The organism is Lysobacter sp. Soil_C_15, from assembly GCF_057657315.1.
Map to the genome: position 1 here is coordinate 136,977 of NZ_JBDGIR010000001.1, position 25,767 is coordinate 162,743.

General features: G+C 71.0%; 22 protein-coding genes and 1 pseudogene. 6 read left to right on the forward strand and 17 right to left on the reverse strand.

Going from position 1 to position 25,767, the window contains the following annotated elements:
- Position 1: 1 nt before the first annotated feature.
- The gene (locus tag AC3A57_RS00650) at positions 2–499 is read left to right on the forward strand and encodes an Lrp/AsnC family transcriptional regulator (protein WP_064745868.1); all 498 of its coding nucleotides are present in this window, start codon (positions 2–4) and stop codon (positions 497–499) included.
- 93 nt (positions 500–592) lie between these two features.
- Here the strand turns inward: AC3A57_RS00650 and AC3A57_RS00655 are convergent, their stop codons facing one another.
- Together AC3A57_RS00655 and AC3A57_RS00660 are read right to left on the reverse strand one after the other, a co-directional pair.
- A complete protein-coding gene (locus tag AC3A57_RS00655; protein WP_487577105.1) occupies positions 593–1,450 on the reverse strand; it encodes a methylated-DNA--[protein]-cysteine S-methyltransferase in 858 nt (285 codons plus the stop codon).
- Positions 1,451–2,142: 692 nt separating this feature from the next.
- Positions 2,143–4,356, reverse strand: coding sequence for a carboxy terminal-processing peptidase (locus AC3A57_RS00660; protein ID WP_487577106.1), 2,214 nt, complete (start codon positions 4,354–4,356; stop codon positions 2,143–2,145).
- Positions 4,357–4,668: 312 nt separating this feature from the next.
- On the opposite strand from AC3A57_RS00660, the gene AC3A57_RS00665 reads away from it, so the two are divergent.
- Positions 4,669–5,082 carry a hypothetical protein gene (locus AC3A57_RS00665; RefSeq protein ID WP_487577107.1) on the forward strand — a complete coding sequence of 138 codons (414 nt, stop codon included), beginning with the start codon at positions 4,669–4,671 and terminating at the stop codon, positions 5,080–5,082.
- Here the strand turns inward: AC3A57_RS00665 and lipA are convergent.
- The 3 genes from lipA to AC3A57_RS00680 all read right to left on the reverse strand — a co-directional run bounded on the left by lipA (position 5,076) and on the right by AC3A57_RS00680 (position 7,254).
- Positions 5,076–6,122 (reverse strand): lipoyl synthase, encoded by a 1,047-nt coding sequence (gene lipA, locus AC3A57_RS00670; protein WP_487577108.1) that lies wholly within the window; start codon positions 6,120–6,122, stop codon positions 5,076–5,078. The two genes, AC3A57_RS00665 and lipA, sit on opposite strands and share 7 nt — an antisense overlap.
- 167 nt (positions 6,123–6,289) lie before the next feature.
- Entirely contained in the window at positions 6,290–6,976 is a 687-nt protein-coding gene (lipB, locus tag AC3A57_RS00675; protein ID WP_487577695.1) for a lipoyl(octanoyl) transferase LipB, read from the reverse strand.
- The gene (locus AC3A57_RS00680) at positions 6,976–7,254 is read right to left on the reverse strand and encodes a DUF493 family protein (RefSeq protein ID WP_487577109.1); all 279 of its coding nucleotides are present in this window, start codon (positions 7,252–7,254) and stop codon (positions 6,976–6,978) included. The genes lipB and AC3A57_RS00680 overlap by 1 nt, the downstream gene beginning before the upstream one ends.
- Positions 7,255–7,475: 221 nt before the next feature.
- Between AC3A57_RS00680 and AC3A57_RS00685 the strand changes: the two genes are divergently transcribed.
- The 3 genes from AC3A57_RS00685 (at position 7,476) to AC3A57_RS00695 (ending at position 11,177) form a co-directional block, all read left to right on the forward strand.
- The gene (locus AC3A57_RS00685; protein WP_487577110.1) at positions 7,476–8,018 is read left to right on the forward strand and encodes an NIF family HAD-type phosphatase; all 543 of its coding nucleotides are present in this window, start codon (positions 7,476–7,478) and stop codon (positions 8,016–8,018) included.
- Between the two features lie 313 nt (positions 8,019–8,331).
- Positions 8,332–9,261 carry a hypothetical protein gene (locus AC3A57_RS00690; protein WP_487577111.1) on the forward strand — a complete coding sequence of 310 codons (930 nt, stop codon included), beginning with the start codon at positions 8,332–8,334 and terminating at the stop codon, positions 9,259–9,261.
- 140 nt (positions 9,262–9,401) lie between these two features.
- The gene (locus tag AC3A57_RS00695; RefSeq protein WP_487577112.1) at positions 9,402–11,177 is read left to right on the forward strand and encodes a PI-PLC domain-containing protein; all 1,776 of its coding nucleotides are present in this window, start codon (positions 9,402–9,404) and stop codon (positions 11,175–11,177) included.
- A 215-nt stretch (positions 11,178–11,392) separates the two neighbouring features.
- On the opposite strand, the gene AC3A57_RS00700 is transcribed toward AC3A57_RS00695, so the two are convergent.
- The 4 genes and pseudogenes from AC3A57_RS00700 to AC3A57_RS00715 all read right to left on the reverse strand — a co-directional run bounded on the left by AC3A57_RS00700 (position 11,393) and on the right by AC3A57_RS00715 (position 16,636).
- Positions 11,393–12,628, reverse strand: coding sequence for a D-alanyl-D-alanine carboxypeptidase family protein (locus AC3A57_RS00700; protein ID WP_487577113.1), 1,236 nt, complete (start codon positions 12,626–12,628; stop codon positions 11,393–11,395).
- Positions 12,629–12,814: 186 nt separating this feature from the next.
- The gene (locus tag AC3A57_RS00705) at positions 12,815–14,386 is read right to left on the reverse strand and encodes a septal ring lytic transglycosylase RlpA family protein (RefSeq protein WP_487577114.1); all 1,572 of its coding nucleotides are present in this window, start codon (positions 14,384–14,386) and stop codon (positions 12,815–12,817) included.
- Positions 14,387–14,463: 77 nt separating this feature from the next.
- Positions 14,464–15,600 (reverse strand): annotated as a pseudogene (gene mltB / locus AC3A57_RS00710) (lytic murein transglycosylase B); the annotation flags it as partial.
- Positions 15,601–15,814: 214 nt separating this feature from the next.
- Positions 15,815–16,636 carry an agmatinase family protein gene (locus AC3A57_RS00715; RefSeq protein ID WP_487577115.1) on the reverse strand — a complete coding sequence of 274 codons (822 nt, stop codon included), beginning with the start codon at positions 16,634–16,636 and terminating at the stop codon, positions 15,815–15,817.
- Positions 16,637–16,739: 103 nt separating this feature from the next.
- Here AC3A57_RS00715 and AC3A57_RS00720 point away from each other — a divergent pair, with 103 nt between their 5' ends.
- Positions 16,740–17,639, forward strand: coding sequence for a LysR substrate-binding domain-containing protein (locus AC3A57_RS00720; RefSeq protein ID WP_487577116.1), 900 nt, complete (start codon positions 16,740–16,742; stop codon positions 17,637–17,639).
- Between the two features lie 10 nt (positions 17,640–17,649).
- Here the strand turns inward: AC3A57_RS00720 and AC3A57_RS00725 are convergent, their stop codons facing one another.
- The 8 genes from AC3A57_RS00725 to mreC form a co-directional block, all read right to left on the reverse strand.
- Complete coding sequence (locus AC3A57_RS00725; protein ID WP_487577117.1) at positions 17,650–18,558, reverse strand: PhzF family isomerase; 909 nt, start codon at positions 18,556–18,558, stop codon at positions 17,650–17,652.
- Between the two features lie 64 nt (positions 18,559–18,622).
- Positions 18,623–19,519: a sterol desaturase family protein gene (locus tag AC3A57_RS00730; RefSeq protein WP_487577118.1), complete on the reverse strand. Its 897-nt coding sequence runs from the start codon at positions 19,517–19,519 to the stop codon at positions 18,623–18,625.
- A 128-nt stretch (positions 19,520–19,647) separates the two neighbouring features.
- Positions 19,648–20,076, reverse strand: coding sequence for a hypothetical protein (locus AC3A57_RS00735; RefSeq protein WP_487577119.1), 429 nt, complete (start codon positions 20,074–20,076; stop codon positions 19,648–19,650).
- A 51-nt stretch (positions 20,077–20,127) separates the two neighbouring features.
- The gene (locus AC3A57_RS00740; protein ID WP_487577120.1) at positions 20,128–20,541 is read right to left on the reverse strand and encodes a type II toxin-antitoxin system PemK/MazF family toxin; all 414 of its coding nucleotides are present in this window, start codon (positions 20,539–20,541) and stop codon (positions 20,128–20,130) included.
- Positions 20,542–20,755: 214 nt separating this feature from the next.
- On the reverse strand, positions 20,756–21,871 hold the full coding sequence (gene rodA / locus AC3A57_RS00745) for a rod shape-determining protein RodA (protein WP_487577121.1): 1,116 nt from the start codon (positions 21,869–21,871) through the stop codon (positions 20,756–20,758).
- Positions 21,868–24,066, reverse strand: a complete 2,199-nt coding sequence (mrdA, locus tag AC3A57_RS00750) for a penicillin-binding protein 2 (RefSeq protein ID WP_487577122.1) — start codon at positions 24,064–24,066, stop codon at positions 21,868–21,870. The genes rodA and mrdA overlap by 4 nt, the downstream gene beginning before the upstream one ends.
- Before the next feature lies 1 nt (position 24,067).
- Positions 24,068–24,553 carry a rod shape-determining protein MreD gene (gene mreD / locus AC3A57_RS00755; protein WP_221670084.1) on the reverse strand — a complete coding sequence of 162 codons (486 nt, stop codon included), beginning with the start codon at positions 24,551–24,553 and terminating at the stop codon, positions 24,068–24,070.
- Positions 24,550–25,659 (reverse strand): rod shape-determining protein MreC, encoded by a 1,110-nt coding sequence (gene mreC / locus AC3A57_RS00760; protein WP_487577123.1) that lies wholly within the window; start codon positions 25,657–25,659, stop codon positions 24,550–24,552. The genes mreD and mreC overlap by 4 nt, the downstream gene beginning before the upstream one ends.
- Positions 25,660–25,767 lie beyond the last annotated feature (108 nt).

Genomic DNA, 25,767 nt, shown 5'->3' on the forward strand with positions numbered 1-25,767 from the left:
CATGACCGCACCCCTGGCCCTGGACGAGTTCGACCACAAACTGCTGGAGCTGCTGCAGCGCGACGCCTCGGCCACGCTCAGCGAGCTCGGCGACGCCGTCGGCCTGTCGCCGAGCGCGGTCCAGCGCCGCATGACCCGCTACCGCCAGGAAGGCCTGATGCGCCAGGTCGCGGTGCTCGACCCGATGGCCCTGGGCAGCACCCTGGCCGCGGTCTGGGTGACCATGGAGCGCGAGTCGGCCGAACGCCACGCCGCCTTCCACGCCCGCGTGCGCGCCGCCCCGGAAGTGCAGCAGTGCTACACCCTGGCCGGCGAATGGGACTACCTGGTGATCCTGGCCACCACCGGCGTCGCCCACTGCCGCCAGGTGGTCGACCGCCTGTTCCTCGACGAAGGCAACGTCAAGCGCTACGACACCCACCTGGTGTTCGACGTGGTCAAGCATGGCCTGGAGCTGCCCACGCGCGATGCGCCGCGGGCGGCGCGCAAGAGGCGCTGAGGCTAGTCGGGACTCGGGACTGGGGACTCGGGACTCGTAAAGGCAAAAGCCGCCGCGTCCCGCTTTGCGAGTCCCGAGTCCCGAAGTCCCGACTCAAGCAACCCGCTCGCGCTCAAGCAACCGCTCCTTGAGCGGCAGCCCCCAGCGATAGCCGCCGAGCGAGCCGTCGCCGCGGACCACGCGGTGGCAGGGCACGACCACGGCGATGCGGTTGTTGGCGCAGGCCTGGGCCACCGCGCGCGCGCCGCGTGGGGCCCCGATCTGTTCGGCGATGTCGGCGTAGCTGCGGGTCTGGCCGGGCGGGATCTTCATCAGCGCGTCCCAGACCTTCTTCTGGAAAGCGGTGCCGATCAGGTCCAGCGGCACCTCTTCGCGGCGGCCGTCGAGGGTGTCGGCGACCGCGCGCAGGCGCGGGGCGAGGAACTCGTCGCGGCCGGCGTCGACGCGCTCCAGCTGCGCCTGCGGGAACTCGCGGCGCAGCTTGGCCTCCAGCGCAACCGGATCGTCGCCGAGCTCGACCATGCAGATGCCGCGCGCGGTGGTCGCGACCAGGGCGATACCGATCGCGGTCGGCGCCAGGCTCCAGCGGATCTGCTCGCCGGCGCCGCCGGCGCGGTAGCGGGCCGGAGTCATGCCGAGCCTGGCCGCGCCGGCTTCGTAAACCCGCGACGGCGAGCCGTAGCCGGCGTCGTACAAGGCCGCGCTGACCTCCTGTCCCTCGCGCAGGGCCGAACGCAGGCTGCCGAGCTTGCGCTGGGCCAGGTACTCGGCCGGGCTGAGCCCATAGCGCGCGCTGAAGCGGCGCTGCAGGTGCGAGGCGCTGAGGCCGACCGCCGCGGCCAGTTCGTGCAGGCTGGGCTCGCCGGCATCGAGCAGGACGCGGGCGCGCTCGAGCTTATCGGCGGCCGGGGTGCCGGCCGGAGCCGGTCGAAATGCGGACTTGGCGTTCATGGCGCCCAGACTAGGCCGCGGCGGCAAGCCCGGCTATCCGCTTCTTGCGCGCCGGCGCGGGCGTTCAGCCTGGCCTGCATGCCGCGGGCTTCGGCCGCAACGCTGACGCACGCCGCTGCGGTGGTCGCGGCTTACGCCGCTCCTACAAGCGCCGGCGGCGTCGCTCCCCTGTAGGAGCGGCGTAAGCCGCGACAGCCGAAGAGGACGAATACCACGCCGTCCGCAGAAACGAGGATGGCGGCGCGCGAGCGGCGCTCACCGGGCCGGGCTTCGGCACGAACGCTGGCGCACGCCGCTGCGGTGGTCGCGGCTTACGCCGCTCCTACCAGGGCCGGCGGCGTCGCTCCCCCTGTAGGAGCGGCGTAAGCCGCGACACCCGAAGAGGACGGATACCGCGCCGTCCGCAGAAACGAGGATGGCGGCGCGCGAGCGGCGCTTACCGGGCCGGGCTTCGGCACGAACGCTGGCGTACACCGCTGCGGTGGTCGCGGCTTACGCCGCTCCTACCAGGGCCGGCGGCGTCGCCCCCCTGCAGGAGCGGCGTAAGCCGCGACCACCGAAAGGCCGACAGCGCCGCAACGACCGTGGCGACGCGGATGCTCCGGGCAAAAAAGAAACGCGCCCGGTGGGCGCGTTTCGGTGCTGCGATGCCCACGCGCTCGGCGCGGGCGTCTCCGATCGATGCGGCGGCCTCAGTCGGCCCAATGCCCCGGCCGGGTCGCGGTCGGCAGCACCTGCGCCGACAGCTGGCGGTCGTTGTTGAGCAGGCGCACCGCGTCGGCCAGGATCGTCGCCGATTCGCGCAGCAACGGATCCGGGCGCTTCTCGGCCAGCTTCTCGCGCGCCGCGTCCTTGACGATGTCGCGCTCGTTGCCGGACAGGCCGTCGTCGTTGGCGTCGTCGGCCAGCGGGTCCAGGGCCAGGCCCAGTTGCTTGCGCTCGGCCTGGCGCTGCTTGCGCTTGGCGTCGTCGCGGTCGCGCTCGGCGCGGCGCTCGGCCTCGTTGAGCGAGACCGACTTCTTGGCCCGTTCGGCGCGGAACTCGGCCACGTCCTGCGACCACCACTGGAACTCCTTGTCCGAGCCCATGCGCGCGCTGTGCAGGCCTTCCAGCTTCGGCAGCAACGGCGCGAAGTTGCCGTAGCTGGTGTGGTCTACCGCGGCGATCTTGGTCCACGGCAGGGCGTTGTCGTAGGTGCTTTCGCCGTATTCGGTGGCGTCGACCGAGACCGGGAAGGCGATGTCCGGCACCACGCCCTTGTTCTGGGTCGAGCCGCCGCTGACGCGGAAGAACTGGGCGATGGTCAGCTTGACCTGGCCGAAGCGCGCGTTCTCGTTGGCCGGCCAGCGGTCGAGGTCGACCAGATTCTGCACCGTGCCCTTGCCGAAGCTGGTCTCGCCGATGACCAGGCCGCGGCCGTAGTCCTGGATCGCGCCGGCGAAGATCTCCGAGGCCGAAGCCGAGCCGCGGTTGATCAGCACCGCCAGCGGGCCTTCCCAGGCGATGCCGGTGTCGCTGTCGCCTTCCACGCTGACCCGGCCGCCGGATTCGCGCACCTGCACCACCGGGCCGCGGTCGATGAACAGACCGGTCAGCTCGATGGCCTCGTTGAGCGAACCGCCGCCGTTGTTGCGCAGGTCCAGCACCACGCCGTCGACCTTGTCGCCGCGCAGCTTGGTCAGCAGCTTGGCCACGTCACGGGTCGCCGAGGCGTAGTCGTTGGCGTTCTTGCGCCGGCCTTCGAAGTCCTGATAGAAGCCCGGCAGCTTGATCACGCCGATCCGCTTGGCCGGCGCGTCGCCGGCCGCCGGGATGTCGATGATTTCGGACTTGGCGGCCTGGTCTTCCAGGCGCACCTTGTCGCGCACCAGGACGATGCGGTTGGGCTTGCTGTCCAGGCCCGACTCGGCCGGAACCACGTCCAAGCGCACCTTGGTGCCCTTGGCGCCGCGGATCTTGGCGACCACGTCGTCGATGCGCCAGCCGATCACGTCCTCCATCGTCCCGCTCTCGCCCTGGCCGACGCCGACGATGCGGTCGCCGGCCTTGAGCAGGTTGCTGCGCGAGGCCGGGCCGCCGGGGATGATCTCGCGGATCGCGACCACGTCGTCCTGCTTCTGCAACTGCGCGCCGATACCGTCCAGCGACAGCGACATGGTCATGTTGAAGTTGTCGGCCGACTTCGGAGTCAGATAGTCGGTGTGCGGATCGATCGCGTTGGCGTAGCTGTTGACGAAGGTCTGGAACACGTCCTCGCCCTTGAGCTCGGCGATGCCCTTGCTCAGGTTGGCGTAGCGCTTGTCCAGAGTCTTGGCGATGTCGTCGCTCTTCTTGCCGGCCAGCTTCAGGCGCAGCCAGTCGTTGCGCACCGACTGCTTCCACAGCGCGTCGAGCGCGGCGCCGTCGGCGACCCACGGCGCGTCCTTGCGGTCGTACTCGTAGCGGTCGCTGCCGTCGAATTCGAAATTGCCCGGCTGCTTGAGCAGGCCGCGGGCATAGGCGACGCGTTGGTCGACGCGCTGCTTGTAGGTGGCGAACATCGCATACGCCGGGCTCAGGTCGCCGCTCTTGATCGCGTCGTCGAGCTTGGTCTTGTAGGCGTCGAAACGGGCGATGTCGGCGGCGGTGAAGAACTGCTTGCCGGCGTCAAGCGCTTCCAGGTAGCGCTTGTACATGTCGGCCGACAGCGCGTCGTCGAGCGCGCGCGGGCGGTAGGCGTAGCGGCTGTCGGACAGCAGACCGTAGACCAGCTTGGCGGCCATGGTCTGGTCGGCGGTCGGCGCGGTCGGCAGCGCCGCCGAACCGGCGGCCGGGGCCGTCGTCTCCGGCCGCGCCAGCAGCGCCAGCGGGGCGGTCAGCAGGAGCCCTGCGAACAGGGTAAGGGCACGCGTGTTCTTGGGGGTCATCGCGGAATCTTCTCGGCGTGGGCCGGCGTCGAAAGCATGGTCCGGCCTTGGACAGGCCCACAGTGCCGAAAGTTGCCGGCCCTGTCACGCCCGTCCGGCGCGATTGCCTGTTGCAGCCGTGAAAGCGGTTCAGTTTGGCCGGGCGAAGCGTTAGCGATCGGTTACACCGCCGTTTGCGGACCCCCGCCCGTGTCTGCGGCGGCGCATGAATGCGAACGACAACGGCCGGGCGTTCCGGCCGGACTTGCGCCGCCGCCGCCCGGCATGCGCCAATTCCGCGGTCGCGGCCCGGCCGCGCTCCAAGGATCCGGAATGACCGCCCTGCCCCAGCGCCCGCTGCGCGCCCTGAGCTGGCTCGCGCTCGCGGCGCTCCCCGCCCTGCTCGGCGCCTGCGGCGGCGACCCGCTCCGGGACGAGGTGCAAACGCGGATTCAGCGCCTGTTGCAGGCGCGCGACACCGCGGCGGTGCCGGCGGCGGAGCTGACCGGCTTCGCCTGGCACCGGCTTTGTTTCGGCCAGGACACCCCGCCGCAGCTGCGCTTGCGCACCGGCGACGGCGAACGCGTCGCGACCCTGGACCGCGACTATTTCATCGCCGAGGGCTATGTCGCCGGCTCGCCGGCCGGGCGCTGCCTGGGGCCGGAGACGCGCCTGCGACTGCTTCGCCGCCAGGCCGGCGGCGAGGCGGCGATCGAACTGCGCCTGGCGGACCCGCCGGCTCAGTGATTGGCGGTGTCGGCGAAGCCGGCTTCGATCGCCTGGCGATCGGCGTGATAGGACGAGCGCACCAGCGGGCCGGAGGCGACGTGGGTGAAGCCCAGCGACATGCCGTAGACCTCGAGCTGCTTGAACTCGTCCGGGGTCCAGTAGCGCAGCACCGGGTGGTGGTGCGCGGTCGGCTGCAGGTACTGGCCGATGGTGATCATGTCGACGTCGTGGGCGCGCAGGTCGCGCAGGGTCGCCTGCACCTGCTCCATGGTCTCGCCCAGGCCGAGCATGATCCCGGACTTGGTCGCGACCTGCGGGTGCTGGGCCTTGAACATCTGCAGCAGGGTCAGCGACCACTGGTAGTCGGCGCCCGGACGCACGTTGGCGTACAGGTCCGGCACGGTCTCGACGTTGTGGTTGAACACGTCCGGCGGGTCGTTGGCCAGGATCTCCAGCGCCCGTTCCATCCGGCCCTTGCCGCGGAAGTCCGGGGTCAGGATCTCGATCTTGGTGCGCGGGCTCTGGGCGCGGATCGCGGCGATGCAGTCGACGAAATGCTGGGCGCCGCCGTCGCGCAGGTCGTCGCGGTCGACGCTGGTCACCACCACGTACTTCAGCCCCATGTCGGCGACGGTATTGGCCAGGTTGACCGGCTCCTGCGGATCCGGCGGCTTGGGCCGGCCGTGGGCGACGTCGCAGAACGAGCAACGGCGGGTGCAGACCTCGCCGAGGATCATGAAGGTGGCGGTGCCGTGGCCGAAGCACTCGTGGATGTTCGGGCAGCTGGCTTCCTCGCACACCGTGACCAGGCGGTTCTCGCGCAGCTTGGCCTTGAGCTGGGCGACCGAATTGCCGGACGGAATCCGCACCCGGATCCACGACGGCTTGCGCAGCACCGGCGCCTGCGCGAACTGCACCGGCGAACGGTTGATCTTGTCGCCGCCGAGCTGCTTGGCGCCGGGGGTCATGGTGGTGGATTGCAACACCGCCGGGGCCGCGACCGGGTCGGCCGCGCCGACGACGGTGAGCGGGATGGTCTTGGTCGCGGTGTCGCTCATGGGTGCATTCGACTCTGGAGATTGAACCCCCTCTCCCGCGGACGGGAGAGGGCTGGGGTGAGGGCATCGGCGGCCGGCGTCATCGCGGCGGCGGGCGGATTCGCTTGCCCTCATCCGCCCTGCGGGCACCTGCTCCCGCACGGCGGGAGCCGGGATAAACCGGCGCCCTAGGCGAAACTCAACGGCGCCGCGTCCTCGACGGTCAGCCCGAACTGGCGCGCGATCTGCGCCACCAGCACCGGCTTGACCTGGTCCATGCCCGAGGGGCCGCCCAAGTCTACCACCGAGGTCACCTGCAGCCCCTGGTAGCCGCAGGGGTTGATCCGGCGGTAGGGCTCCAGGTCCATGGCGATATTGAAGGCCAGGCCGTGGAAGGTGCAGCCGCGCCGGACCCGGATGCCCAGGGCCATGACCTTGGCCCCGGCCACGTACACGCCGGGGGCGCCGTCGCGGCGCGCGCCCTCGATGTTCCATTCGGCCAGGGTGTCGATCACCGCCTGCTCGATCCGGTCGACGTACTCGCGCACGCCGACCTTGAGCCGGCGCAGGTCCAGCAGCGGGTACAGCACGATCTGGCCGGGGCCGTGGTAGGTCACCTGGCCGCCGCGGTCGACGTGGATCACCGGGATCTCGCCCGGCATCAGCACGTGCTCGTCCTTGCCGGCCTGGCCGAGGGTGAACACCGGGTCGTGCTCGACCAGCCACAGCTCGTCGGCGCTGTCGCCGTCGCGGGCGTCGGTGAAGGCCTGCATCGCCCGCCACACCGGTTCGTAGGGCTGGCGGCCGAGGTCGCGCAACTGCGCCGGCGGCGGCGCCGCGGCGCCGGCGCCCAGGACCTCGGCGACGGTGTCGATCAGAGCGTCCACTTCACTTCCGGATGCTCGCGCAGCACCTGATGGGCCAAGTCGTACTGGGCGCGGTCCAGGGCGCGGAAGCTGATCCGTACCGACACGTATTTGCCGGTCGAGGAATGCTTCCATTGGATGGTTTCGGTCAGCACGTCGAGCCCGGCCTGCAGCAACAACTGCGGCAGCTCGCGCTCCAGCCCGGCGTCGGCCGAGCCCATCGTGCTGAGCTCGAAAACGCCGGGAAACTGGAAGCCGTGGTCGGGATTGTCGGAATGAGGGTCCATGGCGGCCATTATGGGTCCGCCGCCGGGGCAACCCAAGCGCAGCGGTGGGACGGCGGCGTGCCGGGCTTGGAACGGCGGGCGCACCGCGCCGGATGCCGCCAGGATCGGCATGGAGCGGGGCATGTCAGCCGACCAGGAGGCGACAGGCAACGGCTGCGGCCACCTGCCGCGCTATCTCCCACGCCCCCCGTTGGCGCCGCAAGTCGTGCAAAACTCCAATCATGCCCCCCGCTTGCGACCGCCTGCTGCTGGTGCTCGATCTCGACGAGACCCTGATCCATGCCAGCGAGGTGGAACTCGACCGGCCGGCGGATTTCCTCGCCCTGCACTATCACGTCTACCGCCGGCCGCATCTGCAGCGCTTTCTCGACCACGTGCTGGCGCGCTACGACGTCGGCGTATGGACCTCGTCCGGCGAGGTCTACGCCGCGGCGGTGGTCGCGGCCCTGTTTCCGCCCGGTGCGCTGCGCTTCGCCTGGGCTTCGCCGCGCCTGACCCTGCGCCGCAACTGGGACACCGGCGAGTACGAAGGCCGCAAGCGCCTGAGCAAGCTCAAGCGCCACGGCTACCGGCTGGAACGGGTGTTGGCGGTCGACGACAGTCCGTTCAAGCACGCCGACAACTACGGCAACCTGGTGCGCGTGCGCGAGTACCTCGGCGAGGACGAGCACGACGACGAACTGCTGCGGCTGACCGAATACCTGGACCGGCTCGCCGACGAACCGAACGTGCGCCGGATCGAAAAGCGGCGTTGGCGGGGCTGATGGCGGGGGAGCCGCTGCAAACCCCACCCACCTCATTCCCGCCCAGGCAGGCTCCGCTTCGCTTCTGCGCAACCGAACATCCAGGACTTCGCCGAAGCACGGCTCTGAAGTCTCGGGATCCCCGCCTGCGCGGGGATGACGGCCCGGAGACCCACCGGGCCCGATCGCCGCCGTTCATGGCCGAAGCGGCTGCGGCCTGCAACCGCTTTCTCACTATCCGCCGCGCGGTTCTCAACGCCTGCAATCCCCATCTGCTATCACTGTGGACCACCGACCACAGAACGGCGCCCCCGCGCCGTCGGGATTCAGCGCCATGCCCGTCGCCCAATCCACCGCCCTGTCGCTGCGCGGCCAGTTCCGCAGCCTGTACGCCTCGCTCAAACGCACCGGCCTGCTGCAACGCACGCCGGTGGTGTTCTGCGAGGGCGACTCCTGGTTCTCGACCCCGCTGGCGATGAACCTGCTCGACTGGATCGTCTCGCCGGCGCCGGACGAGGAGGAACGCGGTGTGCCGCTGTTCGGCCAGGGCGGGCTGTTCTTCCGGGTCGAGCGCAGCGGCGACCATGCCGCGCGCAACCCCGAGGCGCCCAAGCGCTCGATGTTCGTGCGCGAACACATCGACGAGTTGATGGGCTGGTATGCGCGCTTCGAATTCGACCTGATCCTGCTCAGCGCCGGCGGCAACGATTTCGTCGGCCCGTTCCTGGCCCGCACCTTCGCCGGACAGAGCGGCCTGGACGCGGACGCGGCGTTCCAACGCGTGCTCGGCAGCGGCCAGTACCAGCGCGTGCGCGAGGCCTATGCGCTGTTCCTGCAGGCGGCGATCGCGGCGCGGCCGCGCGTGCCGGTGCTGGCCCACACCTACGACTACCCGCGCCTGATCGGCCGCGCCGGCCCGCTGACCCTGGGCAATATCGGCGTGGCCGCGGCGTTGAAGAAGAGCGTCGGGCCGTGGATCGGCCCGCACCTGGGCGCGATCGCACAGGCCGACCCGGCGCGCACCGCGGCCGAGCGCAGGCGCTTCGCCCGCCTGCTGATCGACGGCTTCGAGCTGCATGTGCTGCGCGCGCTCAAGGCCGACCCGCGCTTCGCCGCCACTTTCGACTACGTCGACTTGCGCGGCGTGCTCGCCGACGACGGCGACTGGTTCGACGAGATGCATCCCACCGAAGCCGGCTTCCACGACCTGGCGGTGCGGTTCCGTCCGCGCATCATCGCCGCCCTGCCCGCGTCCAAGCGCTGACCGCGCCGCAGGCGATCCCGCCGCGACGTTCACAGCCGCCGCGCCGGGACGCTTGAACCGGTACCGCCGCGCGCTGCGCGGCGGCGCGCGCGCCCGCGCGAACGGTGCGCGCGCTCGTCGCCACTACGCGGGATTCCCTCATGAGAAACGTGTTCTTCGGCCTCGGCCTGAAATACGCCGACGATGCCGCCTATCCGCGCATCGCCCTCGGCGACGACGGCCGCCTGATCGCCGTGCACCAGGACCAGGGCGCCAACCTGGGCTATCGCATCGGCCGGCTCGACCAGATGGCGATCGTCTGGGGCGACGGCGCCGACTACGGCCGCGGCCAGCGGCCGGCGATCGCCCTGCACGGCAACCGCCTGGTCGAGGTCCACCGCGGCGAGGACCGCGACGGCCTGTACAGCCGGATCGGCCTGTGGACCGAAGAAGACGGCGTCGCCTTCGGCGAAGCCCGCCGCTACGCCAGCGGCACCAAGCCCGCCGTGGCGATGAACCGCGAGTGGGTGATCGAGGTGCACGAGTCGTCCTGGAACCCGACTTTGTGGTGCAACATCGGCCGCTTCAGGCTCGACCGCGACGAGATCGAATGGAGCGGCAACCTGCACTTCGACGACGGCGCCCGCCCCAGCGTCGCGATCAACCCGGCCGGGCAGATCGTGATCGCGCACGAGTCGGCCGACGGCGGCGAGCTGTATCTGCGGGTCGGCCAGATCGAAGCGCTCGACGACGACCACGGCCTCGACCCGCAGATCGTCTGGGGGCCGCCGCAACGCTACGCCGCCGGCGCGCGGCCGAGCGTGGCGATCAACCACGACGGCGACGTGATCGCGCTGCACGAGTCCGGCACCAGCGCCGCGCTGATGCAGATGTTCGGCCGCATCGTCGAGGGCGGGGTCGAGTTCGCCGGCGAGCCGGTGCAGTTCGACGACGGCCTGCGCCCGGCGGTGGCCTGCCGCGGCAACAAGGCGGTGCAGGTGCACGAGTCGGAGAACTTCTACACCGTGTGGGCGTCGAGCTCGCGCATCGTCGACCGCGCGCGCTGGATGCAGGACCACCTGCCGCAGATCGGCGCGCTGACCCTGCCGCAGCTGACCACCGGCGCCTCGCACGACGCCGGCATGTACCAGCACGGCGCCCTGATGACGCTGGGCAAGACCCAGGACCTGGACCTGTACCAGCAGCTCGGCAACGGCATCCGCTACTTCGACCTGCGGCCGAAGTGGAGCGACGGACGACTGTACGTCGCCCACGGCCCGATCACCGGTCCCGCGCTGAGCCAGATCGTCGACGACGTCGCCCGCTTCATGGCCGAGGGCCACCGCGAGCTGGTGATCCTCAAGTTCTCCCACTACGCCGGCTTCGACAGCCCGGTGTACGAACGCCTGGTCGAACTGCTGCAGAGCAGGCTCGGCCCCTGGCTGTACCGCGGCCTGCCGCGCGGCCGGCGCCTGGCCGAGGTTTCGCTGCGCGACTTCGTCCACCACAGCGGCGTGGTGCTGGCGGTCTGCGACGAGGAATACCCGGTGCGGATCCCGGCCGCCGGGATCTGGGTCTACCGCGATTCCGAATCGGCCACGGTCGCGCAAGGCGACTTGCGCGTGTTCGACCGCTATTCCAACACCACCGGCTTCGACAAGATGAGCGCCGACCAGCTGCAGAAATTCGCCGAGTACGACGGCCGCTGCATCGGCGACCCGGAGCTGCCCTGCGACCAGTTCCTGCTGTCGTGGACGCTGACCCCGTACACGGGCGTGTGGCTGGTGTCGCAGGAGGCCAACCGCCGGCTCGGCGCGTGGATGGCCAAGACGCCGCGCGAGAACGAACACGACCGGGTGATCAACCTGCTCTACGTCGACTACGTCGAATACGCCCGCGCCACCGACGTGGCGATGAGCATGAACGGCATCGACTGAGCCGCGCGCGCAGGGACGGAGGCGCGCGCGCAGGGACGGAGGGGGTTAAGCCCGTGCTTAACCCCCTCCGTCCCTTTCTCGTTCCAAACGACAACGAGCCGGCAATGCCGGCTCGTCGCGGTGTCCCTTGCTGTTGCCGTTCCCCCCTTTGAAAAAGGGGGGCTAGGGGGGATTTGCTCTTGCTCTTGCTCTTGCTCTACCTCAGCGCAACAGCCTCAAGACTCCCACCACATCCAGAACTCGTCCCACAGCCGCTTGAAGAAGCCGCCTTCCTCGACCGCGGCCAGCGCCACCAGCGGACGCTGGGCGACCACCTTGCCGTCGAGCATGACCTTGACCGAACCGATGGCCTGGCCCTTCTTGATCGGCGCGACCAGGGTCTTGGGCACGTCCATGCTCGGCTTCAGCAGCGGGTACTTGCCGCGCGGCACGGTCACCAGCAGCGGCTCGGCGACGCCGAGCTGGATTTCCTCGGACGCGCCCTTCCACACCTTCTGCTTGGCGATCGCCTTGCCGGCGTCGTAGAGCTTGTGGGTTTCGTAGAAACGGAAGCCCCAGTTCAGCAGCGCCTGGCTGTCGGTGGCGCGCTGCGCCTCCGAGGTCGAGCCCATCACCACCGAGATCAGGCGCTGGTCGCCGCGCTTGGCCGAGGCCATCAGGCAATAGCCGGCCTTGGAGTGGTGGCCGGTCTTGATGCCGTCGACCGAGCTGTCGCGCCACAGCAGCAGGTTGCGGTTGGGCTGGGTGATCGGCCCGACCGTCAGTTCCTTGATCTTGTTGTAGGAATACGCGACCGGGAAATCGCGCACCATCGCCCGGCCGAGCAGGGCCAGGTCGCGCGCGGTCGAGAAGTGGTTCGGGTCCGACAGGCCGTGCGGATTGACGAAGTGCGAGTTCTTCAGGCCGATCCGCGCGGCGTACTGGTTCATCAGCGCGGCGAACGCGTCCTCGCTGCCGGCGACGTGCTCGGCCAGGGCGATCGCGGCGTCGTTGCCCGACTGCACCACCATGCCCTTTTCCATCTCGACCAGCGGCGCGCTCTTGTTGACTTCGAAGCCCGAGTAGCTGCCGTCGGTGCCCGCGCCGCCCTTGCGCCAGGCGTTCTCGGTCATCATCACCTGGTCGGTGTCCTTGACCTTGCCGCCGGCCATCTCGGCGGCGATCACGTAGCTGGTCATGACCTTGGTGATGCTGGCCGGCTCGACCCGCAGGTCGGGGTTGTGGCTGGCCAGGACGTTGCCGCTGGCGGCGTCCATCAGCACCCAGGCGGTGCCCTGGATCGCCGGCGGCGGCGGCACCGGCAGCGCGTCGCTGGCCGGCGGCTGCGCGGCGGCGGGGGCGGCGGTCGCCGCGGCGGGCGCCTGCGCCGCGGCCAGGCCGGCGGCGGTGGTGACCAGGAAGGCCGAGGACAGCGCGAGGACGGCCGCGCGCGGGGTGAAGCGGAATTTCATCGTTGAACTACTCCGGGGGCCGCTGGCGCAGCGGCCGGGGACGGGAAAGGTCCGGCGCCGCCGTCCTGGCGCGCGCTGCGGATCGGGCCGGACCGGGCGCTCCTACCCGGTCCGCGAAACCGTGCATCCTGCCTCAGATCGACCGAGCTTGCAGCCCAAAAGGCCGTTGACGCCCGCTACGCGCGCTCAATCGCGCACGCGCTGGGGCTGGCCGAAACCCAGACCGACGATACGCGCGGCAAGTTCCGGCGCGGCCGCGGCCTGCAGCGGGCCGACCCGCAGACGCCAGACCTTCTGGCCGTTGGCGGCGTTGCCGTCGAGCAGCCGGGCCTCGTCGATGCCGGCGCCGCGCAGCATCGACAGGGCGCGGTCGGCATTGCTGCGGGCGGAGAAACTGGCCACCTGCAGGGTCACGTCGCCGTCGCGCGGGGTGGCCGCGGCGACCACCGCGGCGGCCTTGGCCGGGCTCGGCGGCGGTGGCGCGGCGGCCGGCGCCGGCAGCGCCGCCGCAGCGGCGGCGGCCGTCGCGACGGTCGCCGGAGCGGCCTTGCCGGCCTTCTTGGCGGCCTTTTCGGCCGCGGCCAGGGCCCGCGCCTGTTCCTTCTGCTGCTTGGCCAGGGCGCGCTTTTCGGCCCGGGTCAGCGGCTTGGGCGGCTCGAGCTGCACGCCCTTGCCGGTGGCGACGCGGACCTGGCGCGACTTCATCCAGGCGTCGAATTCGTCGGCCGTCATCGACTTGCCGTTCTGCATCATGTCGAAGCGGTAGTCGCGGGCGCCGCCGGCCGGCTTGGCCGCGCTCGCGGTCGCGGCGGTCGCAGCCACGGCGGCCGGCTTGCCAGTCGCGACCGTGGCCTTGGCCGGGGCGGCCGCCACCGCGACCGGCGCCGGCTTGCCGGTGGCCACGCGCACGCCCGGCGGCAGTTCGCCGGCGTTGGCGCTGGCGATCGGCATCGCCGAGACCAGGCGGTCGATCGCGCTCGGCGCGGCCGGCTTCTCGCTGCCCGGCGGCGGGTTGTTGCCGGCGCGGGCGTAGACCGGCGGCGGCGCTTCGCCCGGATGCAGGGCGCGCACCTCGACCCGGCCGGTGCCGCGCTGGGTGATGCCGAGCTTGACCGCGGCGGCGTAGCTGAGATCGATCACCCGCCCGTCGTGGAACGGGCCGCGGTCGTTGACCCGCACCGTCACCGCCTTGCCGTTGTCCAGGTTGGTGACCCGGGCGAAGCTCGGCAAAGGCAGCGACTTGTGCGCAGCGGTGAAGGCGTACATGTCGTACACCTCCAGGTTGGAGGTGCGGCGGCCGTGGAATTTCTGTCCGTAGTAGGACGCGGTGCCGGTCTCGACGTAGTCCTCGTGCGAGTCCAGCACCTTGTAGCTCTTGCCCAACACCTTGTACGGCGAACGGTTGCCGAACTGCGAGCGCGCCTCGGCGACGACCTCCGGCTCGGGGATCGCGTCGACGTCGGGAATGTAGTCCGGCGTGGTGTCCTTGACCCCGGGCGCGTACAGGCCGCCGGCCTTGTAGTTGCCGCGCTTGCTCAGGTCTTCCTGGGCCGGCGCGTACGGCGACTTCTTGCCGCGCGCCGGCGCATGCGCCGGCAGGCCGCTGGCGTGGACGCGGTCGCGCTCCGGCAGGGCCAGGGCTTCGGAGTTGGATTTCTTCGGAGCGCTGGCGCAGGCGGCCAGCGCCAGCGGCAACACAGCGGCGGCCAGCCGCCCGATCGTCGCGATCGGCGGCCGCTTCATGCCGTCGCCGCTCATGCCTGCGGCGCCTGGGCCGGGTTGGCGACGGCCGCCGGGCGGGCCGGCGCGGGAGCTGCGGGGTTAGCGCTATCGGTGGCCAAGGGATTCTCCCGTCCGGCGATCGCTTCCGCCAACTGGTACACCGCCATGCCGTAATGCTTGGAGATGTTGTAGCGGGTGATCGCGTAGAAGTTGCGGAAACCGAGCCAGTACTCGGGACCGTTGACGCCGTCCAGGTTCAGCAGCGTCGCGGTCTCGCTCGGCGCCACCGGGGTCAGCGGACGATAGCCGCGCGCGGCCAGGTCGCTGAGCGAGTACACCGGGTCCAGGTTGTCCGGCACGAAGTCCTGCGCGGTCGCGTCGCGGTTGGCGCGCGCCACCACCGGGCCGCCGCGCACCCAGCCGCCCTTCTTGACGAAGTAATTGGCGACCGAGGCGAACACGTCGTCGAGATCGGTGAACAGGTCGCGCTTGCCGTCGCCGTCGCCGTCGACCGCGAATTCGCGATAGCTCGAGGGCATGAACTGGCCCCAGCCCATCGCCCCGGCGTAGCTGCCGGTCAAGGCGCTGATGTCGATCTTCTCTTCCTTGCCGAGCGCGAACAGCTGCGCGAGCTCGCCGCGGAAGAAAGCCTCGCGGCGGTTCTCGCGATCGGCCTTGGCCGGGTCGCCGCTGCGCGGATAGGCGAAGGCCAGGGTGTACAGCGCGTCGACCACGTTGTACTTGCCGGTGTTCTTGCCGAAGCTGGTTTCCACGCCGACGATCGCCACGATCACTTCGCCCGGCACGCCGGTCGCGGCCTCGACCCGCGCCAGTTGCGCGCGATGCTCGGCGAGGAAGGCCTTGCCGCCGTCGATCCGGGCCTGGGTGATGAAGATCGGCCGGTAATCGCGCCACGGCTTGGCCTCGGCCGGCCGCGACATCGCCGCGACGATGCTGTCGCGGATCTGCGCCTTGGCCAGCACCGATTCGATGTAGGCCGGGTCGATCGCGTACTTGGCCGCGGTATCGCGCACGAACAACGCGCGCGCCTGCTCGATCGGCATCGGCACCACCGGGTCGGGCAAGGCGGGCGTGCCGACCACCGGGGTCGGCGCCGCAGCCGGAGCCGGGGCCTGTTGCTGGACGGGGGTGGAAGCGATCGGCGCCGTCGGCGCCTGCGTAGCGCAGGCGGCCAACGCCAAGGTGAGGGCGCCGAACACGGCGCAACGGGCGTAGGGACGTCGGGTCATCGGGGCGAGGTTAGCACGCGACCGCGACCGAAAAAACCTTGGCCCTTCGGGACTTAACGGATTTTATTCATGTGAGGTTGTCGAAGCGGAACACCAGGAGCGACGGCCCGGGCGGCCCGCTCGCGCCCCGGCGAACATGAACAGGCTGAGCGGCAAGGCAGACCGGGCGCCCGCTCTGGGCTGAAGGGGGACGCAGCGGGTTAAGCGCTCGCGCTTACCCTCCTGGGCCCTTGCGCGGCGCGGTCTCGATCATCCGCCCGCCGAGCTCCTTGACCAGCTTCGCCGCCACCACCGCGGTGAGGTTGGAGAGGTCGCAGCGCGGGTTGTACTCGACGATGTCGCCGGCGACGATCGGCTGGGCGATACCTTGCAGCAGATCGATCACCTGCCGCGGCGAGGCGCCGCCGGGCTCGCGGTGCGACACGCCCGGCGCATAGGCCGGGTCCAGGCCGTCCAGATCGATCGACACGTAGACCGGCGTATCCAGTTGCAGGCGCAGGCCCTCGCGCCATGCTCCCGCTTCGATCACCTCGACGCCGAAGCGCGCGAACTGCGCGCGATGCTCGTCGTTGATGGTGCGCAAGCCGATCTGGATCAAGCGGTCGGCCAAGCCTTCCTCCATGATCCGCGCGAACGGCGAGGCGTGCGAACGCGGATTGCCCTGGTAGGCGTGGTACAGGTCGGCGTGCGCGTCGACGTGGACGATGGTCAGGCGCGAATGACGGCGGCGCACCGCGCGCAGGATCGGATGGGTGATGGCGTGGTCGCCGCCCAGGCACAGCAGGGGGCCGCCCGCGGCCAGCGCACGTTCGACGCCGCGCTCGATCGTCCGCCACGGGTCGACGCCGTCGTCGAAGCGCAGATCGCCGTGGTCCAGCAGCCGCCCGGGCGCGCCGAAATCGATCCCGCTTTCGCTGCGTATGCTGTAGGCGTCGCAGTGCAGTTCGCGCCGGATCAGCGGCGGCGCCAACGCGCTGCCTTTCAGGTACGAGGAGTTGTCGTCGTTGGGAACGCCCAGCAGCGATAGCGCGGTCATGGCATGAGTCTCGCAAGGCGGTGAAAGCACCGGCGGCGACCTTAGCCCCGGCCTTTGCGTAGGTCCACTTCGCAAAACTGATCGATAGCGTTAGATTTTCTTCATGTTCGATCTGACCCGGCTGCGCCTGCTGCGCGACCTAGCCCGCCTGCGCACCATGACCGCGGTGGCGCAGGCGCATCGGCTGACTTCCTCGGCGGTGTCGCAGCAATTGGCGACGCTGCAGCGCGAGGCGCGCACGACCTTGTTCGAACAGGTCGGCCGGCGGGTGCGCCTGACCGGCGACGGCGAACGCCTGGCCGCGCATGCCGACGCCATCCTGCAAGCGGTCGAGGCCGCGGCGCTGGACCTGCGCGGCGCCGCGCGATCGCCGCAGGGCGAGCTGCGGGTCGCCTGTTTCGCCAGCTACGCCAAGCAGCATCTGCTGCCGGCGATCGTGCGCCTGCGCCAACGTCATCCGGCGCTGCGCGTGGCGCTGCGCGAACTCGAACCGCCCGATGCCCTGGACGCGGTGCGCGACGGTCGCTGCGACCTGGCCTTCGGCTTCGCCTACAGCCTGGTGCCGCGGCCGCCCGTGCCCGGCTTGGACCTGCGCACGGTGTTCGAAGAACCGGTGCGGCTGGCGCTGCCGCCGTCGTGGCGGCGCCGTCGCGGCGCGGTCGCGTTGCAGGACCTGGCCGAGGCCGAGTGGATCGTCGGCTCGCGCCAGAGCGACGACGGTCTGCTCGCCGAGCGCGCCTGCGCCGCGGCCGGCTTCGCGCCGCGGATCGGCCACACCGTCGACGACTACGAGCTGATGCTGCGCATGGTCGCGGCCGGGCTGGGGGTCGGTTTCGTGCCGCAAATGGCGCTGGAACAATCGTGCGTCGAGGGCGTGGCGGTGCGCTCGCCGGCCGGCGCGGCGCTGAGCCGCCGCGTGCAGGCCTCGACCCGCCCGGCCCTGGCCGCCTCGCCGAACCTGCGCGCGCTGCTGGCCGAACTGGGCGCGGCGCCGATCGCCTGAGCGCGCCCGCTCAGACCGTCATCGCGGTCTCGAACACGATCACCGCATCGCCGCCGATCCGCACCGACACCGGCGCCCCGTTCTCGACCGCGACTTCGACCCGCACCCGCCCCGGCCGCCCCATCGCCTCGCCCTGCCCCATCGTCGCCGCCAGGCCGTCGCGGTACAGCGCGCGCTCGATCAGGCCGTAGCGCACCAGGTAGGCGCCGAGCGGGCCGTTGGCGTTGCCGGTGACCGGATCCTCGGCGATGCCGATCGCCGGCGCGAACATGCGCCCGTGGGCGAGCACGCCGGGCTCGGGCGCGTCGAGCGCGAACACGTGGAAACCGTTGCAGCCGATCGCGCGGCTGATCGCCGCCAGCCGGGGCCCGTCCGGCACCAGCGCATCCATGCGCAAGCGCGAACGCAGCGGCACCATCACCTTGGAGTGGCCGGTGGACACGACCTGGATCGGGCCCTCGCCGAACTCCGCAGGCTCGATGCCGAGCGCGAGCGCCAACGCCTCGCGCTGCGCCGGATCCAGTTCGTGTTCGAACGCGGGCGGGTTCTGCCGCATCCACACCCGCACCTCGCCGTCTTCTACCGGCTCGATGTCGATCTGCATCACCCCGGCGCCGGTCAGCTGGCGCAGCCGGCCGCGCGCGCCCAGGACCTGCGCGCGCACGTAATGCGCGGCGACGGTGGCGTGGCCGCATACCGGCACCTCGACGGTCGGGGTGAAGTAGCGGATCCAGACCTCGTGGCTGTCGTCGCGCGGCGCCAGCACGAAGGCGGTTTCGGAATTGTTGAGCTCGCGCGCGATCGCCAGCATCTGCGCCTGGCTCAGGCCGTCGGCGTCGAGCACCACCCCGGCCGGGTTGCCGGCGTAGCGCTGGCGGGTGAAGGCGTCGACCTGGAATACGCGGTAGCTGCGGCTCATGAAGTGAAGGGACGCGACAGGGACGGAGGGGGTCAAGCGAGCTTAACCCCTGCGTCCCTGCGCGTCAGTGCGGCGCCTTGGCCCGCGTCGCCACCGTGTCGGCGCTGGCCGGCTCGCGCAAAGGCAGCAGGTACATGCGCCAGATCGACGGCTGTTCCGGGCCGATCCCGGTCTGTTCGACCGCGCCGCGGCCGTAGGTGCCGAACAGGCGATCCCAGACGATGGCGTTGCAGGCGTAGTTGCTGTTGCTGTGCTCGAACACCTGCGAGTGGTGGCGGCGGTGATGGTGGCCGGCGGTGAAGAACAGGTTCCACAGCGGCGTGTGCAGGCGCAGGTTGGCGTGGGCCAGGGTGGTGTTGAGCAGCGACAGCATCGCCGCCGCGGCGACGATCTGCGCCGAGATCCCGGTCAACGCCGCGACCAGGGTCAGCGGCAGGGCCAGGAACACCGCCTCGAAGGGATGGTTGCTGCCGACGTTGAGCGCGTGCAGGTTGTGGAAGCCGTGGTGGAAACCGTGCCCGGTCAGCCGCCACAGCCAGGCCCAACGGTGGATCGCACGGTGGATCCAGTAATAGATCAGGTCGCCGACGAAGAACAGCAGCAGCGCCTGCAGCGGCCATGGCCAGGTCTGCGGCCACAGCGCCGCGGCCACCGGCCCGCGCGCGCCGGCCAGCCACCGCGGCAGCCAGGCCTCGTACAAGCCGATCAGCACCGCGGCGACCGCGACGCCGAACAGATACACCCCGACCAGCTTGAGCTTGGCCACGCCGCTGAGCCGCCACTGCGGCATCGCCGGCAGCCAGCGTTCCAGCCCTTCCATCGCCAGCAACAAGGCGGCCGCGGTCGCCAGCATGGCGCCTTCGCCGCCGCCCAGCGCCCACCACAGCGCCAGACCGGCGGCGATCAGCAGGGGGTGGCCGCAACGTTCGAACAGACGCACGAACAGCGGAGGCTGGGACATCGCGGACGATCCATCGGCGGGCGCGCGCCACGGCGGCGCGCATCCCTGGCCAGAACGCACGATAGCGCCTGCGCCGGCCGCCGCCTTGGCCCGCGATTGCGAATCGGCGCCAGAGCGGGCGGTGCCGGCTAACCGTTGGCATTGCCGATGGTCAGGTGCAGCGCCGGCTGCGGCTCGCGCGGCAGGCCCAGTTCCTCGCGCAGATCGAGCAAGGCCGGGCAGCGCACCGGGCACCAGACATAGCCCTGCGCCTCGTGCACCTGCGGGTCGTAGTCGAAACCGACCGTCGCCCCGTCCAGGCGCTTCCACGCCGCCGGCCGCGGCGGCGTCTCGCCGCGGATCACCGAGATATGCGGCCCCCACAGCGGCGCCTGCAGCCCGCGCGTGCGCCGATGGCCGAGCAGGTATTGATGGCGCAGATAACGGCCGAGCTCGGGATCGCAGTCCACGATCAGCCACCACACGGTACTGCCGCCGTCGCGGCGCCGATGGCCGCCGCGGCCCAGTTGCGGGCTGTAGCGCAGGGTGCCGGTGGAGGGGAGCCAGAGAGGCGTCATGGGAATGCGACAGGAGAATGCGACAGGGACGGAGGGATTAAGCGCACGCGCTCAGCCCGCTGCGTCCCTACCGGCGCGCTGGAACGCCGCCTGCACGAAGCCCAGCCCGGCCAGGATCTGCGCCACCCGCTGCGGCGACAGCGCGCCGATGCGCTCGCCCAGCCGCGCCTTGTACAGCGACGACACCTGCGACACCACCACCACGCTCTGCCGCGGCAAGCCGCCCTCGCCCGGCGCCAGCAACACGTTGCCCGGCTCGCTGGCCCGGCCCAGGTTCGAACTCAGCGCGCACACCACCACGGTCGAAATCCGCGAAGCGTTGAACAAATCGTCCTGCACGACCACGTGCGGATGCGGCACCCCGGGCACCGAACCGCGCGAGGGGTCGGCTTCGATCCAGAAGAGGTCGCCTTGGCGGATGAGGCTGTGGCGGGGGCGGTCCAGGGCGGCGGGGTCTCGATCCATGGCAAGCGCAAATAAGGGACGGAGTGCATCGAGAGATGCCTAATGCTCTCACGTCACTCTTAACGCAGAACGAGAAAGCAGGCACCCGAGGTCGATGACGTACGAGCGGCTGGTGCCGCGCCTACGTGCGGCCCACGCATGGCGCGCATGGTCCGCGGTCGCGGCTCGCGCCGTCCCTGCCCCTGGGGATCCGGGAGCGACGCGAGCGGCCGCCTCAGCGGCCGCTATGCACGGGGCGGTGCGCCTTGACCGCCATCACCACGCCCAGGCCGGCCAGCAACGACACCGCCGAGGTGCCGCCGTAGCTGAGCAGGGGCATCGGCACGCCGACCACCGGCAGCAGGCCGGAGATCATGCCGCCGTTGACGATCACATAAACGAAGAAGGCCAGGCCCAGGGCGCCGGCGATCAGGCGCGAGTAGCCGTCGCGGGCCTCGGCGGCGATCCACAGGCAGCGGCCGACCACGAACAGGTACAGGGCCAGCACGGTGGCCACGCCGACCCAGCCGAACTCTTCGCTGAGCACGGCGAAGATGAAGTCGGTGGTGTGTTCGGGCAGGTAGTTCAGGTGCGACTGCGAGCCCTGCAGCCAGCCCTTGCCGGTCATGCCGCCGGCGCCGATCGCGATCTTGGACTGGATGATGTTCCAGCCGGTGCCGAGCGGGTCGGTTTCGGGGTTGAGGAAGGTCAGGATGCGGTCTTTCTGGTACGGCCGCAGCAGCCAGAACCAGGCCACCGGGGCGATCGCGGCGACCGCGCTGAAGCCGGCGCCGAACCACCACCACGGCAGGCCGGCCAGGTACAGGGCGAACGCGCCGCTGATGCCGACCAGCATAGCGGTGCCGAAGTCGGGCTGGAGCAGGATCAGCCCGGTCGGCGCGCCGATCAGCACGCCCGCGATCAGCACCGTGCCCAGCTTGGGCGGCAGCGATTGGCGGTTGAGGAACCAGGCCACCATCATCGGCAGGCTGAGCTTGAGCAGCTCGGCCGGCTGGAAATAGAACACCTTCAGGTCGATCCAGTGGCGGCCGTGCTTGCCGGTGCCGATCAGCAGCACCAGCAGCAAGGGCACCATCGAGAACGCGTACGCCATCGGCGTCCAGTTGCGCAGCTGCGACGGCGGCAGCCGCGACAGGCCCCACATCGCCGCCAGCCCGACCGCGAAGCGCGAGCCCTGGGCGAAGACCATGCGGGTGGAGTGTTCGCCGGCGCTGTACAGCACCGCCAGGCCGATCGCCATCAGCGCCAGCAAGGCGCCCAGCAGCGGCAGGTCGAGGGTGCGGGCGAAGCGCTGGATCAGGTCCCACAGGTAGCGCAGGATCACTCTCATCGCTGCGGCTCCGTCGCCGGCGCGGCGCCGCTGTCGGCGGCGGGCTCGGCCGGCGCTTCGGCGGCCGGTGCAGGCACGGTTGCGGACTCGGCTGCGGCGTCGCCGCCCTCGCCCGCCGCGCCCGGCTGCGGCGCCAGCAGGCCCGGCAACGCCGGCCGCGCCAGCGCCTGCGGCGCGCGACCGGGTTGCGCGGCCACCCGCGCATTGGCCTGCGCGACCGCCGCCGCCCAGGCGCCGTTGACCGGCACCGGCATCACCGCCGGTTCGGCCGCGGCCACGGTGGCGGCCTTGACCGAGACGTCGGCGAAGCTGGGCACCGCCGGCGCGTCCTTGGACGGCTCGGTCTCCGGCATCTTGCCGAGCAGCCAGGCGTCGAAGATCTTGCGCGCGATCGGCGCCGCGGTGCTGCCGCCGTAACCGCCGTGCTCGACCACCACCGCGACCGCGATGGTCGGGTTCTCGGCCGGCGCGTAGCCGACGAACAGCGCCTGGTGGCGCAGGTGGTAGGGCAGCGAATGCGGGTTCATGCTGACGTTGCCCTTGCGGCTGACCTTCTGCGCGGTGCCGGTCTTGCCGGCCATGCGGTAGGGCGCGCCGCGGGCCATGATCCGCGCGGTGCCGCGGCCGCCGTGGATGGTCGATTCCATGCCCTCGCGCACCGCGCGCAGGTGCTGCGGGTTGTCGGTGATCAGGCTCGGCGGCTTGACCACGTTCGGCACCCACGGCTGCTCGTAGCCGGTGCGGATCTCGCGCACCAGGTGCAGTTGCTGCAGGTGGCCGCCGTTGGCGATCGCCGCGGTGCCGCGCGCCAGCTGCAGCGCGGTCACCACCCAATAGCCCTGGCCGATGCCGGCGATGACGGTTTCGCCCGGGTACCAGCCTTCCTTCTTGTTGCGCTTGGCCTTCCACTCCGGCGACGGCAGGATGCCGACGTTCTCACCGGCCAGGTCGATGCCGGTCTGCTGGCCGAAGCCGTAGCGCAGCATGTACTGGTCGAAGCGGGCGATGCCCATCTCCAGCGCCAGCTTGTAGTAGTAGGTGTTGACCGACTGGGCGATCGACTCGCGCAGGTCGACCCAGCCGTGGCCGCCGCCGTGCGAGTCGCGGTAGCCGCGCTTCTGCCCGGGGATGTGGAACTCGCCGGTCGACAGGGTGCGGTCCTCGGCCCGGCGCAGGCCGCTGTCGAGGCCGGCCAGGGCCACGAACGGCTTCATGGTCGAGCCCGGCGGGCCGCCGCCGAGTACGTTGCGGTTGAACTGCGGCCGCGAAGGGTCTTCGTTGAGGCGCTTGTAGTCGGCGCTGGAAATGCCGTTGACGAACAGGTTGGTGTCGTAGCTGGGCAGGCTGACCATGCCCAGCACTTCGCCGGTGCGCGGGTCGACCGCGACCGCCGAGCCGTCCATTTCGCCGAACGCGGCCACCATCGCGCGCTGCAGGTCCATGTCGATGCTCAGGCGCAGATCGGCGCCGGGCTTGGCCGGGACGTGGCCGACCTGGCGGATCGGCCGGCCGTCGACGTTGGTCTCGATCTGCTCGTAGCCGATCTGGCCGCGCAGCTGCGATTCGTAATAGCGCTCCAGGCCGGTCTTGCCGGTGTGGGTCAGCACCCCGGCGTTGGCGCCCATCGACTCCTGGTCCTTGGTGTCGACCCGGCCGACGTAGCCGATCACGTGCGCGAACAGGTCGCCGTAGGGATAACGGCGGTTGAGATAGGACACCAGCTCGACGCCGGGAAAGCGCCAGCGGTCGACCGCGAACGCGGCGACTTCCTCGTCGCTGACCCGCATCTTCAGCACGATCGGCTTGAAGCCGCGGGTGGCCTTGCGCTCGTTCTGGTAGCGCTTGATGTCCTCCGGCGACAGGTTCACCACCGAGGCCAGCTGCGGCAGCCACTTGTCGCTGTCGCCGGCCTCCATCGGGGTGACCTCGAGCCGGAACGCGGGCACGTTGTCGGCCAGGATCCGGCCCTGGCGGTCGTAGATCAGCCCGCGCCCGGGCACCACCGGACGCAGCTTGACCCGGTTGGCCTCCGAGCGCATCGCGTAGTCGGCGTGCTGCCAGACCTGCAGGCGGAAGTACCAGAAGCCCAGCCCGATCACCCCCAGCAGGACGAAGCCGAAGGCGATCGCGGCGCGGGCGCGGAACTGGTCGGCCTCGGCCGCGTTGTTTTTCAGCACCCGTCGGCGCGGCCGCATCTCAGCGCCTCCGCCAGCTGCCCAGGCGCAGCGCGTCCAGCAGCAGGAAGATCGGCGGCCACAGCAGCATGCCGGCCACCGGCGCCAGCCAGAACGCCGCCGGCAGGGTCGGCTCGCGCAGCACGGTGTGGATGGCGAACACGACGATGCGGTCGTTGAGCATCAGCCCGCCGATCGCCAGCGCCTGCTGCGACAAGGGGAAGAAGCGCAGGCGGGCGCGGAAGCGCTGCAGGATGAAGGCCATGATGACCAGCCGCAGCGCCTGCTCGCCGAGCAGGCCGTCGGAAACCAGGTCGCCGGCCAGGCCGACCAGGAACGAGAAGCCCAGCCCGACCCGCTCGGGGTCTTCGATCACCCAGTAGGCCAGCACCAGGCCGAGCCAGAACGGCCGCAGCGGCTGCAGCAGTTGCGGCAGCGGCAACAGGCTCAGCGCGAGCGCGACGACCAGGCTGGTCGGCAGCACCCAATGGTGGCGGGCGCGGGTCACTGCGTGCTCTCCGAAGTGATCGGCTCGGCGGCGGCGGGCGCGGCCGGGGTGGTCGCGGGCGAAGCGGGGCGGCGCGACGGCGCGGCGCGGCGCTCGGCGGAGGGTGGGTTGCGCGGCGGCGTGGCGGCGTTGCCTGCAGGCGCCACGACAGCGTCGGGCCGGGCCGCGGCGTTCGCGGCGGCGGCCTGGTTCGCGGCGGGCGCCGCGGGCGCGCCCTCGGCCATCGCCGGCTGGGTGTCGAAGGGTTCGCTGGGCGCCGGCGCGGGCGGCAGCGACAGCAGCACCAGCACTTCGCGGCCGCGATCCAGCTGCGCCGCCGGCTGCACTTCGCCGACCAGGAAGGCGCGGCTGTCGTCCGGCTTGAGCGCGGTGATGGTGCCGACCGGGAAGCCCGGCGGGAAGCGCCCGCCCAGTCCGGAGGTGACCAGCACGTCGCCCTCGCGCACGTCGCTGGACAGCGGCACGCTGCGCAGGGTCAGGTGGTCGCTGCGGCCTTCGCCGTACACCACCAGGCGCACGCCGTTGCGCGCCACCGCCACCGGCACCGCGTGCGAGGGATCGGTGATCAGCAGCACGCTGGCGTGCATGGCGGTGACGCCGGTGATCTGGCCGAGCAGGCCGCCGGCGTCGATCACGCTCTGGCCGACCCGGATCCGGTCGCGGCTGCCGGCGTCGAGCACCAGCCTTTGCTTGCTCGGGTCCAGGTCGATGTCCAGGATCGGCGCCAGCACCACGTCCAGGTTGCCGCGCTCGGCCGCTTCCAGCAGCCCGCGCAGGCGCTGGTTGTCGGCGGCGACCGACTGCAGCCGCGCCATCCGCGCCTGGTTGACCAGGGCCTCGTTGCGCAGGCGGCGGTTCTCTTCGGTCAGCCGGCTCAGGGTACCGGCGTCGTCGCTGACCCGTTCGATCAGGCGCCCGGGCATGCCGGCCACCGCCCACAGCGGCGCCACCGCGGTGGCGACCTGCTTGCGCGCCTGGCTGAGCCAGCCGCCGCGATGGTCGAGCACGATCAGCACCACGGCCAACGCCAGGTACGCCAGCAGGCGCAACGTGTCGGCGACTTCGCCGCTACGGGCTGCGGTGGGGGGACCGGCGTAGGGGGGCATGGGGTGCCGGGACTCGGAACTCGGGACTGGGGACTCGGGAAAGCGAAAGCGCGGCGAACTTGCGCCGCGCACCGATCATGCCTGGACGAAGCGGTCGAGCTGACGAAG

Excerpts from the sequence above, each read along its gene's own strand:
- AC3A57_RS00740 (WP_487577120.1), bottom strand. The coding sequence starts at position 20,541 with ATGGATCGAGACCCCGCCGCCCTGGACCGCCCCCGCCACAGCCTCATC.
- mrdA (WP_487577122.1), bottom strand. The coding sequence starts at position 24,066 with ATGCGGCCGCGCCGACGGGTGCTGAAAAACAACGCGGCCGAGGCCGAC.
- AC3A57_RS00665 (WP_487577107.1), top strand. The coding sequence starts at position 4,669 with ATGACCGCCCTGCCCCAGCGCCCGCTGCGCGCCCTGAGCTGGCTCGCG.
- AC3A57_RS00680 (WP_487577109.1), bottom strand. The coding sequence starts at position 7,254 with ATGGACCCTCATTCCGACAATCCCGACCACGGCTTCCAGTTTCCCGGC.
- AC3A57_RS00730 (WP_487577118.1), bottom strand. The coding sequence starts at position 19,519 with ATGTCCCAGCCTCCGCTGTTCGTGCGTCTGTTCGAACGTTGCGGCCAC.
- AC3A57_RS00695 (WP_487577112.1), top strand. The coding sequence starts at position 9,402 with ATGAGAAACGTGTTCTTCGGCCTCGGCCTGAAATACGCCGACGATGCC.
- AC3A57_RS00690 (WP_487577111.1), top strand. The coding sequence starts at position 8,332 with ATGCCCGTCGCCCAATCCACCGCCCTGTCGCTGCGCGGCCAGTTCCGC.
- AC3A57_RS00720 (WP_487577116.1), top strand. The coding sequence starts at position 16,740 with ATGTTCGATCTGACCCGGCTGCGCCTGCTGCGCGACCTAGCCCGCCTG.
- AC3A57_RS00660 (WP_487577106.1), bottom strand. The coding sequence starts at position 4,356 with ATGACCCCCAAGAACACGCGTGCCCTTACCCTGTTCGCAGGGCTCCTG.
- AC3A57_RS00715 (WP_487577115.1), bottom strand. The coding sequence starts at position 16,636 with ATGACCGCGCTATCGCTGCTGGGCGTTCCCAACGACGACAACTCCTCG.
- mreC (WP_487577123.1), bottom strand. The coding sequence starts at position 25,659 with ATGCCCCCCTACGCCGGTCCCCCCACCGCAGCCCGTAGCGGCGAAGTC.
- AC3A57_RS00655 (WP_487577105.1), bottom strand. The coding sequence starts at position 1,450 with ATGAACGCCAAGTCCGCATTTCGACCGGCTCCGGCCGGCACCCCGGCC.
- rodA (WP_487577121.1), bottom strand. The coding sequence starts at position 21,871 with ATGAGAGTGATCCTGCGCTACCTGTGGGACCTGATCCAGCGCTTCGCC.
- AC3A57_RS00685 (WP_487577110.1), top strand. The coding sequence starts at position 7,476 with ATGCCCCCCGCTTGCGACCGCCTGCTGCTGGTGCTCGATCTCGACGAG.
- AC3A57_RS00725 (WP_487577117.1), bottom strand. The coding sequence starts at position 18,558 with ATGAGCCGCAGCTACCGCGTATTCCAGGTCGACGCCTTCACCCGCCAG.
- AC3A57_RS00705 (WP_487577114.1), bottom strand. The coding sequence starts at position 14,386 with ATGAGCGGCGACGGCATGAAGCGGCCGCCGATCGCGACGATCGGGCGG.
- AC3A57_RS00735 (WP_487577119.1), bottom strand. The coding sequence starts at position 20,076 with ATGACGCCTCTCTGGCTCCCCTCCACCGGCACCCTGCGCTACAGCCCG.
- AC3A57_RS00650 (WP_064745868.1), top strand. The coding sequence starts at position 2 with ATGACCGCACCCCTGGCCCTGGACGAGTTCGACCACAAACTGCTGGAG.
- lipA (WP_487577108.1), bottom strand. The coding sequence starts at position 6,122 with ATGAGCGACACCGCGACCAAGACCATCCCGCTCACCGTCGTCGGCGCG.
- AC3A57_RS00700 (WP_487577113.1), bottom strand. The coding sequence starts at position 12,628 with ATGAAATTCCGCTTCACCCCGCGCGCGGCCGTCCTCGCGCTGTCCTCG.